Origin of the sequence: Spirillospora sp. NBC_01491 (assembly GCF_036227065.1) — a bacterium.
Classification (GTDB): Bacteria; Actinomycetota; Actinomycetes; order Streptosporangiales; family Streptosporangiaceae; genus Spirillospora; species Spirillospora xylanilytica.
On the sequence record NZ_CP109432.1, the window covers coordinates 577,903 to 592,300 of the forward strand.

Below are 14,398 nucleotides of genomic sequence, written 5' to 3' on the forward strand. Positions count from 1 at the left end.
GCGGACCCGGCGGTCAGGCGGACCATTCGCGGCGGCGGGCCTCGCCGAGCGCGATGGCGGTGGCGACCGCGACGTTGAGGGATCCGACCCGTCCGATCTGGGGGATGTAGGCGACGGCGTCGGCGGCGGCGAGCAGGGCGGGTGAGCAGCCGTGGTCCTCGCCGCCGACGGCCAGGCAGACGTCGCCGTCGAGGGGGGCCTCGTGCAGCGGGAGCGCGTCGTTGGTGAGCTCGATCGCGATGAGCCGCAGGCCCTTCTTGCGGACGGCGGCGGCGGCCTCGGCGGGGGTGCCGGCGTGCTCCCAGGGGACGAGGCGCTCGGTGCCGAGCGCGGTCTTGCTGACGTTGCGGTGGTCGGGGGGCGTGGCGTTGCCGGCCAGCCACAGGTGCTCGACGCCGAAGACGGCGGCGGTGCGGATGATCGAGCCCATGTTGAAGGGCTGGGTGACCGACTCGACGAGCAGCCCGAGGCGGGACTCGGTGCGGCGGCGCCAGTCGCGGTTGAGGCGCTTGACGTCGGTGGGGCGGAGCTGCCTGCGGGGCTGCGCGGGTTCGGGGGCCTGCGGGGGGTTCGGGGTGCTCATCGGGCGTGACCTTCCGTACGGGCGTCCGCCCGGGCCGACACTTGCAGAATCCGGTAGGCCGAGCGGGACGCGATCCGCTCGGTGGGGAAGCCCTGGTCGTTCAGCCACCGCTGGAGGGAGTCGGAGCCGAGGTGCTTCTGGACGACGAGGTGGGCGAGACCGCCGGGAACGAGCCGGGGGAGCCAGACCAGCAGGAGGTCGTGCAGGGCCGGTTTCCCGATGCGGATCGGGGGGTTGGACCAGATCGCGGCGAAGCGCAGGCCGGGGTCGGTCTCGTCCACCAGACTGAACCTTACATTGTCAAGGCCGCTGGCTGAGGCGTTCGCCTCGGCCAGCTCGATCGCTCTGCGGTTCACATCCACACCCCAAACACTCGCCTGCGGCGAGCGCCGGGCCATGGTGAGGGCGATGGGGCCGTATCCGCAGCCCAGGTCGAGCAGGTCGCCAGTGGGCGGGGGAGCGGGGACGGTCTCCAGCAGGATGCGGGTGCCGGCGTCGACGCGGTCGGGCGAGAACATGCCTCGATCGGTCTCCAGCCGCAGGTGCAGGTCGGGCAGGACGAGATCGACGGCGCGTCGGCGGCTGGCCGCTCCGGGCCGTTCCGCGAAGTAGTGTTCCCCCACGTCGGCCGACCGTATCAGCGTCCGGAGGGTGTTGATGCCGCCCGCGGGGCACGGGGGGTGGGACAGTGCAGTTGATGGCGGGTCCATGATCGCGGGGGCGGGATGGTCGTTGCGGGCGGGGTGCTCATCCTGGCGTGGTACGTGCTGCGTGTGCTGGGGCTGTGGTGGGGGCGGGCCGCGGCCATGGTGCGGCGGCTGTCGCCGTGGACGCGCCGGATGCACGCCTGGGTGCTGTCGGCGCCGGCCACGTTCTGCTACGTCGCGATCTTCACCGCGTCCACGCTGGTGCAGGTCGCCGCGCCGCCGTCGCTGATCCGCGTGCTGACGACGCTGGAGAGCACCAACCTGGCCAATCTGAGCCGGGCGGAACTGCATGTGCTGCTGGACAGCGCGCTGTGGGTGGCCGACAAGGGCGAGGGGCTGGGCCTGTACATCCTGGTGTTCGTCACGGTGGTGGCGTGGGGCGAGCAGCGGCACGGGACGCCGCGGATCATCGTGATCGGGTTGACCGGGCATGTGCTGGGGTCGCTGCTGACGGCGCTGCTGGAGACCGAGGCGCTGGAGTCGGGGCGGGCGCCGGCGCGGCTGGCGGTGTCGACGGACGTGGGTGTCAGCTACATGATGGTGGCGGGGTGCGCGGCGGCGGTGCTGCTGATGCGGGGCCGGTGGCTCGCGGCGGGGGTGTCGGCGCTGGCGGTGGGGGTGCTGGGTCCGCTGGTGTGGAGCAGGTCGTTGTGGGATCTGGGGCATCTGCTGGCCACGTTGTGCGGGCTGGCGGCGGCGTGGGTGATGCTGCTGGTGGTGCCGCCGCGTGCGGCGCCGGACCTGGTGGGGTGCTTGCCGCGTCCTCGGTGGCGGCGGGGCGCCCCGGGTATGGACGCGGGCACAGGTGCGGGCGCGGGCGGGCGGCTAGGGGAGCCGGGCGAACCAGGCGAGTGAGGCGCCGCCGGCGGCGAGGGCGAACAGCAGGGCGAGGCCGGTGAAGCGGGCGGCGACGTCGCGGTGCTCGGTGGTGAAGCCGAGGGAGCTGCCGATGTTGGCGTAGACCTCGCTGAGCTGGCCGGCGTCGGCGGCCTCGTAGGCCTTGCCCTCGGTGTTGTCGGCGAGGCTGCGGAGGGTCTCTTTGTTGACCGAGACGCTGGTGGTCTCGCCTTCGATGTCGACGGTGCCGTAGGGGGTGCCGAACGCGATGGTGGAGACGGGGACGTGGGCGGCGCGGCTGGCGTCGATGGCCTCTTGGACGGTGCGGCCGGTGGTGTTGTCGCCGTCGGACAGCAGGACGACGTGGGCGGGGGGCGGGTCCTGGCTGGCCTGGGAGTCGAAGGAGCGGACGGCCTGGAGTGAGGTGAAGACGGCTTCGCCGATGCCGGTGCGTTTGGCGAGGACGAGCTGGTCGATGGCGGCGGTGGCGGCGTCGCGGTCGGCGGAGGGGGCGGAGATGAGGCTGGCGTTGCCGGCGAAGGAGACGACGCCGACGTTGAAGCGGGTGGGGAGGTCGCGGATGAACTTCTTGGCGGCCTCCTTGGCGGCTTCGAAGCGGGTGGGGGGGACGTCCTTGGCCATCATGGACAGGGAGACGTCGATGGCGACCATGATGGTGGCGCGGTCGCGGGGGACCTTGACGGCGGTGGCGGGGCGGGCGAAGCCGATCATCATCAGGACGAGCATGGTGAGGAACAGCCCGGCGGCGACGTGGCGGCGCCAGCCGGGGCGCCTGGGGGCGACCTGGGCGAGCAGGGCGAGGTTGGTGAAGCGCACGGCGTACTTGCGGCGGCGCAGCTGGAGCAGGACGTAGAGGCCGGCGAGGAGCGGCGCGAGCGCGAGGATCCAGAGGCGCTCGGGGGACAGGAAGGTCATGTGCGTCCCCCGGCGGTGCTGAAGGGCCGTCCGGCGGCTCGGCGCTGGCGGAGGGCGAAGCGGGCGACGTCGGCGATCCAGTCGCGGTCGGTGCGCAGGACGAGGTGGTGGGTGCCGCAGCGGCGGAGGGCGGCGCGGGTGCGGTCGCGTTGTTCGGCGGCGGCGCGGGCGTACTGTTCGCGGACGCGGCGGTTGAGGACGATCTCGTGGACGGCGCCGGTCTCGGGGTCGGTCATCTCGACCAGGCCGATGTCGGGGAGGTCGAGTTCGCGGGGGTCGATGATCTCGACGGCGAGGACCTGGTGGCGGGTGGCGAGGCGGCGGAGGGGGCGTTCCCAGGGGGGTGGGGTGCCGGGTGTGGCGGGGGTGGGGTCGAGGAAGTCGGAGATGACGACGCGGAGGCCGCGGCGGGTCTGGCCGCGGTCGAGTGCGGTGATTCCGGCGGCGAGGCCGGTGGTGGCGTCGGGTGGGGTGCCGGGTGCGGTGTGGGGGGCCGGGCCGCGTTCGGTGCCTCGGGGTGGGCGGTCTTCGGCGTCGGTGTGGGCGTCGAGGACGGCTTGGAGGAGGGCGTAGAGGGCGGCTTTGCCGGTGCGGGCGGGCCAGCGGCGGGTCTGGTCGTGGTGGAGGAGGTAGGCGCCGACGCGGTCGCCGAGGCGGACGGTGAGGAAGCCGACGGCGGCGAGGGCGGCGACGGCGAGGTCGCGTTTGACCAGGGTGGTGGTGCCGAAGTTCATGCTGGGGGTGAGGTCGACGAGGGCCCAGGCTTCGAGTTCGTGGTCGGCGATGAGGTCGCGGACGTGGGGGGTGGTGGTGCGGGCGGTGACGGCCCAGTCCATGTGGCGGACGTCGTCTTCGCCGGGCTGGTAGAGGCGGGCTTCGGCGGTTTCGGTGCCGGGTCCGGGGAGGAGGCCGAGGTGTTCGCCGTTGAGGAGGCCGTCGAGGCGGCGGGTGACGGAGAGTTCGAGGCGCCGCAGGGTGCGTTCTGGGGCGAGTTCGGCGAGTTTGTCGCTGTGCCGGGTGTGCGGGGTCATGCCTGGGCCACCGCGGCGCCGTGGTTCCAGACCACGCGGGGCGGGGGGACGGCGGTGATGATCTGGGTGATGATGTCGCCGGTGTCGACGCCGTCGGCGAGGGCGTCGAAGGTGAGGACGATGCGGTGGGACATGACGTCGCGGGCGACGGCGCGGACGTCGTCGGGGAGGACGTAGTCGCGTCCGGAGAGCAGGGCGAGGGCGCGGGCGGCGGAGACCAGGCCGAGGGTGGCGCGGGGGCTGGCGCCGATTTCGATGATCTTGGCGAGGTCGGGGAGGCGGTACTGGGCGGGTTCGCGGGTGGCCATGACGAGGCGGACGATGTAGTCGGCGACCAGTTCGTGGACGGAGACTTCGGCGGCGGCGCGTTGGAGGGCGGCGAGGCGGCCGGTGTCGAGGATCTCGGTGGCCTCGGGCGGGTCGACGCTCATCCGCTGGAGGATCTGGAGTTCTTCGTGGGCGCCGGGATAGCGGACGTCGATCTTCATGAGGAAGCGGTCGCGCTGGGCTTCGGGGAGGGGGTAGACGCCTTCGGACTCGATGGGGTTCTGGGTGGCGAGGACGATGAAGGGTCTGGGGAGGGGGTAGGTGTTGCCGCCGAGGGAGACCTGGCGTTCGGCCATGACCTCCAGGAGGGCGGACTGGACTTTGGCGGGGGCTCGGTTGATCTCGTCGGCGAGGACGAAGTTGACGAAGACGGGGCCGAGTTCGACGTCGAACTGTTCGGTGGAGGGGTGGTAGATGCGGGTGCCGACGATGTCGGAGGGGACGAGGTCGGGGGTGAACTGGAGGCGGGCGAAGGTGCCGCCGGCGACGCGGGCGAGGGTGCCGACGGCGAGGGTCTTGGCGACGCCGGGGACGCCTTCGATGAGGCAGTGGCCTTGGGCGAGGAGGGCGACGACCATGCGTTCGACCATGTGCTCCTGGCCGACGATGACCTTTTTGACCTCGGCCACGGTGTGCTGGAGCAGGGCCGCGGCCTCGTCGACATCGTGGGCGGCGATGGTCATCTGGTGTGTCCCTCACTTGTCCTGCGGGCGTGGGTCGGCGGTTTTCGACCCTACGCGATCACTTGTACCCCGTTGCGCGGCGTTCTGTGCGGGTGGCGGGCGCCGGTTTCGGGCGTGAGGTGCGAGGTGGCGGGTGGGGGTGGCCGGATGCGCGCTGGTCCGATGGTAGGGCGCGGTTGTTAGTCTGGCGGCCATGTCGAGGCCGTTGCCCCCAGGGGATCCAGCTCAGCTGGGGCCGTTCCGTTTGTCGGCGCGGTTGTCGGAGTCTCCTGCGGGGATCGTGTTCCTGGGGGTGGACGGTGAGGGGCGGCGGGCGACGGTCGCGGTGTTGACGCTTGGGGCGGCGGGTGATGCGGCGGCGCGTGACCGGTTTCGGGCGGCGATCGAGGCGGCGGTGCCGGGTCCGGGGCGTTCGCCGGGGCTGGGGCCGGGTGATCCGGCGCCGGTGGTGGCGGCGCAGCCGGTGGGGCCGGCGCCGTGGGTGGCGGTGGCGTATGAGGCGGAGCGGGTGGGTGCGGAGCGGTTCTTGGATCCGGTGTTGCTGGGGGCTGGGTTTCGGGGGCGGTCGCGGGGGCCGCAGTTCCGGCCGCATTGGTCGGGGCCCGGGGAGCCGGCGTTGGAGGGTGCTCCGGTGCCGGTGGTGCCGGGGCCGGGTGGGGGGCGGCGGCCTGAGCGGGGTCTGGTCGCGGCGATTTTGACGTTGGCGGGTGTGCTGGTGGTGCTGGCGTTGTTGTTGCTGGTGCTGTTCGCGTGTGAGCCGAGGGCTGAGGATCCGCCGCCGTTGCCGCGTGAGCCGAGTCCGTCGGTGCAGCAGCCGTCGTCGTCTCCGTCGCCGAGTCCGTCGCTGTCTCCGTCCTCTCCGGGGATGCCGTCGCCGGGTCCGACGGGGAGTGCGGGCGGCGATGACGGTGGCCCGCTTTAGGGGGCGTCTGACCTTCGCTGTTGGTGGTCTCGGGGGTGTGGGCCGGAGGGGTCGGGCGGTCTGGCGACAAGATCAGGTTCGGTATGTAGTGTGATCGAGGTGACCGCATTGGATGCCTTCGCTGACCGTTATGTGGACGACTTCGCTGCTCTGGATCCGTGCAGGGCGGCGATGATGGGGATCGCAGGTCAGGAGGCGTGCCTGACCGATTACGGGCCGGACGGCATGGCGGCCCGTGCTGAGCTGTCCCGCCGTACTTTGGCCGGGCTCGCCGCGATTCCCGTCCAGAACGGCGGTGCGGGTGGGGCCGAGAGGGTTGCGGCGGAGGTGCTGCGCGAGCGGCTGGAGACCGAGATCGCGCTGGACGAGGCGGGGGTTCGCGAGGGTTTCCTCGACACCACCGATGGGCCGGTCCAGTGGTTGAGGCAGGCCGTGGAGCTTGTGGACCAGGGCCCGGACACGCCCTGGGAGGCGCTGCATTCCCGTCTTCGGGGGCTGCCGGCCGCGCTGGCCGGGCTCCGCACGTCGTTGGAGCGGGCGCGGGACGGGGGCCGGATCGCGGCGCGCCGCCAGGTCGTCCGCAACGCTGAGACCTGCCTGGAGTTCCCGGCGTATCTGGCGGGGCTGCCGGCCGGTTGTGGCGACGGCCGGTTGCGCGGGGCGCTGGAGGGTGCGGTCGTCGAGGCGTCCGCTGCGCTCGCGGGTTTCGCGGAGTTCCTGTCGCGGGATCTGGCGCCGCTCGCTCCCGAGACCGATGCGCTGGGCCGTGACCGTTACCAGCTCGGTGTCCGTGATTTTCTGGGTACGACGCTGGACCTGGAGGAGACCTACGCGTGGGGGTGGGAGGAGCTGGCCCGGATCGAGGGCGAGATCGCCGCCGCGGCGGGCCAGGTCATGCCGGGGGAGCCGCTGGGGGCGGTGCGGGCGGCCTTGGACGCCGATCCTGCCCATCGTGTGAGCAGTGCGGGGGCGTTCCGCGACTGGATCCAGGAGTTGGCCGACCGGGCGATCGCTGATCTGGACGGGGTGCATTTCGACATTCCGGAGGGGTTGCGGCGGGTCGACTGCCGTATTCCTCCGGTCGAGTCGGGGATCTACTATCTGGCGCCGTCGGAGGACCTGTCGCGGCCGGGGACGGTGTGGTGGACGTTCACCGGTCCGGAGATGGTGACCTGGACCGTTCCGTCGACGATGTTCCATGAGGGTGTCCCGGGCCATCATCTCCAGATAGGTGCGGCCACCCTGAACACCGCGGTGCTCAACCGGTACCAGCGGACGTCGTCGGAGCTGTATCCGGGGGTGTGCGAGGGGTGGGCGCTGTATGCGGAGCGGTTGATGGACGAGCTCGGGCTGTACCGGGATCCGGCGCATCGGCTGGGGATGCTGGCGGGCGGGCAGCAGTTCCGCGCGGCCCGGGTGGTCTTGGACATCGGGTTGCATCTTCGGCTGCGGATCCCGGCGGGGACCGGTTTCCATGAGGGGGAGCGGTGGACGCCGGAGCTCGGCCGCGAGTTCCTGCGCGCTCATATCGGGCCGGAGCCCGAGGCGCGTGTCGCGTTCGAGATCGACCGGTATCTCGGCCGTCCGGGGCAGGCCATCGCCTACAAGGTGGGTGAGAAGGTGTGGCTGGAGGCGCGTGCGGAGGCTCGGCGGCGTGAGGGCGCGGCGTTCGACCTCAAGGCGTTCCATCGCCGTGGCCTGGATCTGGGGCCGATGGGTCTGGACCGTCTCCGCGTCGAGCTCGCCCGCGCGTGACCCTCTGGGGCGCTGCCGTTTCGGGGGTGCCGGGGTGGTGGCTGGGAGTCCTTCGAACTGGGTCTGGCTTGGCCGGTCTCGACCGCCCCAACTTATTCCTTGACACGAATATTCTCCATGGTGCATATTTGTGCTCATGGACGCACTCCTCGCCGCCCTGGCCGACCCGGCCCGCTGGCGGCTCGTCACCCTGTTAGCAGAGCGGCCCCGCCCGGTCGGTGTCCTCGCCCAGCTCACCGGGGCGCGACAGCCGCAGACGACCAAGCACCTTCAGACCCTGGAGCGCGCCGGCGTCGTCACCTCCCAGCGCTCCGGCCAGCGCCGCATCTACGCGCTCCGGTCCGCACCCCTGCGGGATCTGGCGGCTGCACTCGGCCGGCTCGCCGACACCGCGGACCGGGCCGGCGGCTCGCGCGAGACCTTTGAGCGCTACGGGCTCAACCTGCACACCGAGCGGCTCGCCGCGGAGGGGTCGGGGTGGGCCGACGGCCGCTCGTTCAGGTTTCTCCGGTCGCTGACGGGGAGCCCTGAGCTGGTCTGGCGCCACCTGACCGAGGCCGGTCTGCTCGCCCGATGGTGGGCGCCCGACGACCTGCGCGTCTCCGAGCTGGTCTTCGAGGCGGGACCGGGTGGGCGGATCGTCCTGGAGTACCGCGACGCCGAGGACGCCGACGGCTCCGACCCGGTCGCCGGGCGCGCGGAGGGAGTCGTCGACCAGGCGCGTCCCGGTGAGCACCTGGCCTACCGGCTCTCCCCGCGGCTCCCCGACGGCGGCCTCGCCTTCACCTCCCACCTCGACATCGGCCTGCGGCCCACCGGCACAGGCACCGACCTCGACGTCCACTGGCGGATCACCGACAGCGCCGTCGACTCCGCGGACTTCGTCGCAGGCATCGAGATCGGCTTCGGCCAGAGCCTCGACCGACTCGCGGCGATCCTCGCCGCGGATTCCCCCGACACCGACGACACCAACACCGACATGAGGAGCACGACATGACCGAGCAGACCGGCCGCAGGGTGACCGCGAACATCAGCCTCTCCCTCGACGGGCGCTACAACGGCCCCGGCGGAGCCAATGACTTCGGCGCCTTCGCCCCGTATGTGACCAGCGAGGTCGCGCGGAACTACCTCACCCGCATCTGGGAGGGCGCGACGACGGCGCTGCTCGGCCGGATCAACGCCGAGGGGTTCCTCGGCTACTGGCCGACGGTCGCCGCGGACGAGAACGCCGACCCCCGTGACCGCGGATACGCCAAGTGGCTGGTAGACACGGACAAGGTGGTCTTCTCGACCACCCTGGCCGAGGCGCCGTGGGAACGCGCCCGCGTGGTGAACGCCCCCGTCGCCGACGTCGTCGCCGACCTCAAGGCCACCGGCGAGGGCGACATCCTCGTCAACAGCAGCGCCAGCCTCATCAAGGAGGTCCTCGCGGCGGACCTGCTGGACCGGCTGTATCTCATGATCTTCCCCGAGATCACCGGGGGCGGGCAGCGGCTGTTCCACGACGGCCTGCCGGCCACGCAGTGGACGCTCACCCGCCAGGAGACCGGCACGATGGGCGAGATGGCCATGGTCTACGACCGGGTCCGCTGAACCGGCGCGGCCCGCGCCGCGGGGGAGCGGGGCCCCTATGAGGCGCGGCCGGCGTGCGGGGCGTCCGGGAGCGGTGGCCGCCACCGGTAGAGGGAGTCGGCCTGGCGCAGGAGCGCGGTGGGTCCGAGGCGGCCGCTCAGCCACAGGGCGGCGTCGCGGGCCGCGACGGTGGCGTGGCCGTTGAGCGCGGTGAGGCGTCCGATGCGGTGCGAGCGCTGCATCACCTCGGTGGTGCGGGGCCGCCGCGCCGCGGTGTAGGCGGGCAGTCCGCCGCCGGCGGTGACCTCGTGTGCGAGGACGACGGCGTCTTCGAGGGCCTGGCAGGCGCCCTGGCCGAGGTTGGGCGTCATGGGGTGGGCCGCGTCGCCGAGCAGGGCGACCCGTCCGCGATGGTAGGCGGGGAGCGGGTGGTCCATGAACGCGATGTCGTTGCGCAGCACCGGGCCGCCGGTCGCGGCCGACAGCAGTGCGGGGATGGGGTCGTGCCAGGTCCCGAACAGCCGCCGCAGCGCGGCGTGCTCGGTGCCGGCCTCGCGGGTGTTCTCGGGGGCGGGCGCGGTGGCGTAGCAGTAGATGACGCCGCCCGCCATGGGCATCACCCCGAACACCAGGCCGCGTCCCCAGGTCTCGGACGGCCCGGTCCCGGCGGGGCCGGCGGTGGTGAGGAACCGCCAGGCGGTCAGGCCGGAGTAGCGCGTGCCGGGGTGGCCGGGGAACAGGGCGGCGCGGGTGGGGGAGGCGATGCCGTCGGCCGCGACGACCAGGTCAGCGTGCTCGGTGCCGGCGGGGGTGGTGACGGTGCCGTCGGGGGCGACCGAGGTGACGGTGACGCCGAGGTGGACGGTTCCGGGTGGCAGCCGGTCGGCGAGGATCCCGACCAGGGTGCTGCGTTTCAGGACGAGGACCGGGTCGCCGTAGCGGGCGGCGGCGGCCTCGGCGCTGGTGCGGCTTAGCCAGGCGCCGCCGGCGCGACGCAGCCCGCCGCTGCCCTGGAAGGCGGCCAGGTCCCGGACGGCGTCGCCGGCGCCCAGGGTGTCGAGGGCGCGCAGCCCGTTGGGGCCGATCGCCAGCGCCGACCCGACGGGGTCCAGGGACGCCGCCCGCTCGTAGAGGGTCACCGTCCAGCCGTTGCGGTGCAGGGCCGCGGCGGCGGTCAGCCCGCCGATGCCCCCGCCGGCCACGATTGCGTGCCGTGTCATCGAACTCCTCCCTCACTACGTCCGTAGTGTCATACTACGGCCGTAGTGGGACTACGCAAGTAGTATCCGGCTGTGACGTCGCCACGCGCCGAGCTCATCGCCGAGACCGCCATCACCCTGCTCGCCGAACGCGGCATGCGCGGGCTGACCCACCGCGCGGTCGACGAGGCCGCCGGACTCCCGCCCGGCTCCACCTCCAACCTGGCCCGCACCCGCGCCGCCCTGCTGGAGCTGACCCTCGTCCGCCTCACCGAGCTGGAGAACCGCCGCTTCGCCCTTTTCGCCGACACTGGCGCTCCCAGACCCGGGACCGGGGACGGGGACGGGGGGACGCTCGACATGGGCGTGCTCGCCGATCTCGTCGCCCGGATGCTGCACCTGCAGGTCACCGACGACCGGCGCCGCACCCTGGCCCGCTACGAACTGGCGCTGGAGGCCACCCGCCGCCCCGAGCTGCGCGCCATCTACAACGCCAGCGGACGGGGCTTCCGCGCCGTCGCCACCGACCTCATGGCCGCCGCCGGATCCTGCGATCCCGTCCGGCACGGCCACCACCTGGTCGTCTTCGCCGAAGGCGTGATGTTCGACGCGCTCGCCGGCGCCGGAGCCCCGCTCGCCCCCGCCGACCTGCGCCGGGGCGTCCACGAGGTCCTCACCGGCCTGCTGCGCTAGCGGTCACCCCTCGGCGGGCGACCCCCCGCCGCCCGCCGCGCCCCCGGCCCGCCACGTCGCCGCGTCCAGCCGCCACAGCACGTGCCTCTCCAGCCGGTGCCCGGCCGGCAGCCGCGGATGATCGAACGCGCCCGCCGCGTCCGGCCGCATCCCGATGCGGCGCATCACCGCCTGCGACCGCTCGTTCGGCACCGAGGTGAACGACACCACCTCCCGCAGGCCCGCGTCCTCGAACCCGAACGCCAGCGCCCGCCGCGCCGCCTCGGCGGCGTAGCCGTGCCCCCACGCGTCCCGCGCCAGCCGCCACCCGATCTCCACCGCGGGCAGGAACGGCGCCTGGAAGGAGGGCACCGACAGGCCGGTGAACCCGATGAACGCGCCCGTCGCGGCGACCTCCAGCGCCCAGAGCCCGAACCCGCGCCGCTCGAAGCCCGCCTCGAACCCGTCCACCAGCGCGTCGCTGCCGGCCCGCGTCAGCGGCGCGGGGAAGTGCTCCATCACCCGCGGGTCGGCGTTCAGCTCCGCGAACGGCGCACGGTCCTCGTCCCGCCAGCGCCGCAGCACCAGCCGCCCCGTCCGCAGCACCGGCCCGCCCTTCTCCGCCAACGCCGCCACCTCCTCCGCAGCCGCGAACGGTACCACCGGCCCGACCCGCCTGACAGGCTCACCGTCGGCGGCCCCGCCCCCGGTACCCGGATCCGCGGTCAGGCGTGGCCGCCGACCGTCACCGGGCCCAGCGTCAGTCGCGGCTCGCCCTCCAGTACCTCACCGACTCGCGCGACCTGCGCCTCCAGCTCCGCGCGGCGCGTCCCGTCCAGGACCGCGAACGACTCCACCGTCATCTCGATCCGGCGGCCCGAGCGACGCTGATGCCACAGCCCCGCCACCCGCCCCTCGACCAGCAGCAACTGGAAATTGCCCCGCAGTGCCCGTTGCCCCGCCGTCCCCGGATACAGCAGCGCGGGCGGCTGGTTCCCCACCCGGTAGGCGTATCCGTCGAAGTAGGGCAGCAGCCGCACCCCCTGAGGCGGATCCGCCGGGACGGCGGTGTCACCGGCCGCCGTCCACGCCGCCTCGCCCTCCACCTCCGCCCGCTCCAGTCCCGCACCGAGCGAGGCGAACAACTCCCGCGCCCACGCCGCCGGCACACTCGCCCAATGCGCGAACCGCTCCGGTGTGGAGGGCCCGTAGGCATGCAGGTAGGACCGCACCAGCCAGCCCAGTGACTCCTCCGCTCCGGCCGGCCGGAACCCCGGCACCCGCCGCCGCGGGTCGGAGTAGGTGACTTTGCGGCCCCGGTTCGGCCCGAAGCACACCGCGCCCCGCGCGCCCGCCAGCGGCAGCGCCTGCCGCCACCGCGGCCACATTCCCTGGAACGCCGGCATCACCAGATCGCCCGCCCATCCGCCGGTCAGCGCGATGATCCGGTCGCCCAGCTCCTCGACCGTCAGATCCCCGTCCCGCACCGCCTCGCCCGCCGCCGCGACGACCTCCTCGGTCTGCCCCGGCGTCAACGCCGCCTTCTCGGTGAACCCGGGACGCTCCTGCGGCAGCGCCGACAACGCCCCCACCCACCTCGACAGGTCCACGGCCGGCAGCAGATGCACCGTCCCGCGCGGCCCGAACGCCTTGACCAGGCTCCGGTCGCGCCACAGCGCCTCCCGCACGTCCGCGCGGGTCGCGCCCTCCGACCGAAGCCCCACCGCCAGCTCCGCCGCCGACATCACCTGCGCGTGCGTCCCGGCCATCGCCGCGACGACCTCCGCGGGCGTCCCCCGCACCGGCGCCGCCAGCGCGTGCCGCTCCAGCCGCCGAGCGCACACCTGTTCAAACGACAGGCGCAGCACGCTCTCGGCACGAACGTTCATCGGGCACGGCTCCTCGGTGTCGACGGTCTCCGGGCACCCACACTAGGCAGCAACAAGGACAGCTTCGGTCCTCGATTACAGGCTCCGGCGGATGGACCGGCGGGGCGGCGGCGGAGCGATCACGGCGAACGGAAGTTATGGTGATTTGAGGAGCCGGACGGGATATAGGGGCGTGGCCGTGGACGAGAACGCCGAGATCGCCGACGACACCGGCGGGCGGGCGCCCGGCCCGGCGGACGATCCGGCCCGGCGGATCGCGCGCGACGCCGCCGCCCGCGCCGCGTCCCGGATCGTCGAGCAGATCTCCGGGACGCCCGTCATGCGCGCCGTGGAGCAGGCCGCCCACGACGCCGCGGTGAAGATCGCCTCCGCCGCCGCCGGGCGGGCCGTCGCCGAGGCCCGCGCCGCCGCCGCGGCCAACCCGGTCACCGGCACCGCGCTGGAGGTGACCACCGCCGCGATGATCGCCGCAGAGCAGGCCGCCGCGCATCCGATGGCCGTCGCGGCGCGCCGCCTGGCCACCCGCAGCCCGTTCGCGCGCGCCGCCACCGCGACCGCGCTGGACGTCGCCGGGCGCACCGCGTCCGCGCCCCTGGTCCAGGCCGCCACCAGGGCCGTCGTCGACGCCGCCCTCGACACCGTCGCCGACGTCGCGGTCGAAGTCGCCCTGGACGTCGGCCGCGACATCGTCGTGCGGGTGGTCAAGGAGACCGCCCGGGAGACCGCCCGCGAGGTCGCCGGGTCCGTGCGCGACCGCGCGCAGGAGGCCGTCACGCTCGCCGAGCTGACCCCCCTCACCGCCGCCGCGGCCGGCCTGGCCGCCCGCGCCGCCGGAAGCGACGCCGCCCGCACCGCCGGCGACCTGGTCGCCGCCGCGGCCGGCAGCGACCTGGCCCGCACCGCCCGCGGCCTGGCCGGACGGCTCGCCGACCGCGCCGCCGCCCTCGCGATCGAGACCGTGATCGCCGACCTCGTCCGCGACGCCCTCAAGATCGCGCTGCGGGAGGTGCTGCGCGCGATGATGCGCGACGTCGCCAAGGACGTCGTCATCGACGTCGTGAAGACGACCTGGACGAGCGCCACCCGCCCCGCACCCGGAACCCCCGTCCCGCCGCCCCAGCCGGGGGCGCCGTCCTCGGCCGCGCCGCCCGTGGTGATCGTGACCACCGGAACGGGACCCGGCGGCGGGTCGGCGTGGGCCGACGCCACCGCCGAGGCCGCCCCAGCCCCCGCGGTCCCGGACGCGCCCGCTGAACCGGGTCTCAGAAGTTCCTGAAAGGACCAT

Annotated in this window: 14 protein-coding genes; 6 read left to right on the top strand and 8 right to left on the bottom strand. The window is 73.6% G+C overall.

Annotation, left to right across the window (positions count from 1 at the left end; all coding sequences use genetic code 11):
* Positions 1-13: 13 nt before the first annotated feature.
* Together OHA34_RS02840 and OHA34_RS02845 are read right to left on the bottom strand one after the other, a co-directional pair.
* On the bottom strand, positions 14-583 hold the full coding sequence (locus tag OHA34_RS02840; RefSeq protein WP_285943525.1) for a TrmH family RNA methyltransferase: 570 nt from the start codon (positions 581-583) through the stop codon (positions 14-16).
* Positions 580-1,206 carry a class I SAM-dependent methyltransferase gene (locus OHA34_RS02845; protein ID WP_329520601.1) on the bottom strand — a complete coding sequence of 209 codons (627 nt, stop codon included), beginning with the start codon at positions 1,204-1,206 and terminating at the stop codon, positions 580-582. The genes OHA34_RS02840 and OHA34_RS02845 overlap by 4 nt, the downstream gene beginning before the upstream one ends.
* A 102-nt stretch (positions 1,207-1,308) precedes the next feature.
* Here OHA34_RS02845 and OHA34_RS02850 point away from each other — a divergent pair, with 102 nt between their 5' ends.
* The gene (locus tag OHA34_RS02850; protein WP_329520602.1) at positions 1,309-2,145 is read left to right on the top strand and encodes a rhomboid-like protein; all 837 of its coding nucleotides are present in this window, start codon (positions 1,309-1,311) and stop codon (positions 2,143-2,145) included.
* Here the strand turns inward: OHA34_RS02850 and OHA34_RS02855 are convergent.
* From OHA34_RS02855 to OHA34_RS02865, 3 genes are read right to left on the bottom strand one after another with little or no spacing between them, the layout of a single operon-like run.
* Positions 2,116-3,063 carry a VWA domain-containing protein gene (locus OHA34_RS02855; protein ID WP_285943522.1) on the bottom strand — a complete coding sequence of 316 codons (948 nt, stop codon included), beginning with the start codon at positions 3,061-3,063 and terminating at the stop codon, positions 2,116-2,118. The two genes, OHA34_RS02850 and OHA34_RS02855, sit on opposite strands and share 30 nt — an antisense overlap.
* Complete coding sequence (locus tag OHA34_RS02860) at positions 3,060-4,094, bottom strand: DUF58 domain-containing protein (RefSeq protein ID WP_329520603.1); 1,035 nt, start codon at positions 4,092-4,094, stop codon at positions 3,060-3,062. The genes OHA34_RS02855 and OHA34_RS02860 overlap by 4 nt, the downstream gene beginning before the upstream one ends.
* On the bottom strand, positions 4,091-5,104 hold the full coding sequence (locus OHA34_RS02865; RefSeq protein ID WP_285943520.1) for an AAA family ATPase: 1,014 nt from the start codon (positions 5,102-5,104) through the stop codon (positions 4,091-4,093). The genes OHA34_RS02860 and OHA34_RS02865 overlap by 4 nt, the downstream gene beginning before the upstream one ends.
* Positions 5,105-6,116: 1,012 nt before the next feature.
* Here OHA34_RS02865 and OHA34_RS02870 point away from each other — a divergent pair.
* The 3 genes from OHA34_RS02870 to OHA34_RS02880 all read left to right on the top strand — a co-directional run bounded on the left by OHA34_RS02870 (position 6,117) and on the right by OHA34_RS02880 (position 9,374).
* Entirely contained in the window at positions 6,117-7,781 is a 1,665-nt protein-coding gene (locus OHA34_RS02870) for a DUF885 domain-containing protein (protein WP_329520604.1), read from the top strand.
* Positions 7,782-7,917: 136 nt separating this feature from the next.
* Positions 7,918-8,778 (top strand): metalloregulator ArsR/SmtB family transcription factor, encoded by an 861-nt coding sequence (locus OHA34_RS02875; protein ID WP_329520605.1) that lies wholly within the window; start codon positions 7,918-7,920, stop codon positions 8,776-8,778.
* Positions 8,775-9,374 (top strand): dihydrofolate reductase family protein, encoded by a 600-nt coding sequence (locus OHA34_RS02880; protein WP_329520606.1) that lies wholly within the window; start codon positions 8,775-8,777, stop codon positions 9,372-9,374. The genes OHA34_RS02875 and OHA34_RS02880 overlap by 4 nt, the downstream gene beginning before the upstream one ends.
* A gap of 35 nt (positions 9,375-9,409) precedes the next feature.
* Here the strand turns inward: OHA34_RS02880 and OHA34_RS02885 are convergent, their stop codons facing one another.
* Positions 9,410-10,573 (bottom strand): FAD-dependent monooxygenase, encoded by a 1,164-nt coding sequence (locus OHA34_RS02885; protein ID WP_329520607.1) that lies wholly within the window; start codon positions 10,571-10,573, stop codon positions 9,410-9,412.
* 72 nt (positions 10,574-10,645) lie between these two features.
* Here OHA34_RS02885 and OHA34_RS02890 point away from each other — a divergent pair, with 72 nt between their 5' ends.
* The gene (locus OHA34_RS02890; protein ID WP_285943515.1) at positions 10,646-11,245 is read left to right on the top strand and encodes a TetR/AcrR family transcriptional regulator; all 600 of its coding nucleotides are present in this window, start codon (positions 10,646-10,648) and stop codon (positions 11,243-11,245) included.
* 3 nt (positions 11,246-11,248) lie between these two features.
* On the opposite strand, the gene OHA34_RS02895 is transcribed toward OHA34_RS02890, so the two are convergent.
* Together OHA34_RS02895 and OHA34_RS02900 are read right to left on the bottom strand one after the other, a co-directional pair.
* Positions 11,249-11,851, bottom strand: a complete 603-nt coding sequence (locus OHA34_RS02895; protein WP_329520608.1) for a GNAT family N-acetyltransferase — start codon at positions 11,849-11,851, stop codon at positions 11,249-11,251.
* A gap of 98 nt (positions 11,852-11,949) precedes the next feature.
* Positions 11,950-13,113, bottom strand: a complete 1,164-nt coding sequence (locus tag OHA34_RS02900) for a winged helix DNA-binding domain-containing protein (RefSeq protein ID WP_329520609.1) — start codon at positions 13,111-13,113, stop codon at positions 11,950-11,952.
* A 178-nt stretch (positions 13,114-13,291) separates the two neighbouring features.
* Between OHA34_RS02900 and OHA34_RS02905 the strand changes: the two genes are divergently transcribed.
* On the top strand, positions 13,292-14,389 hold the full coding sequence (locus OHA34_RS02905; RefSeq protein ID WP_329520610.1) for a hypothetical protein: 1,098 nt from the start codon (positions 13,292-13,294) through the stop codon (positions 14,387-14,389).
* Positions 14,390-14,398 lie beyond the last annotated feature (9 nt).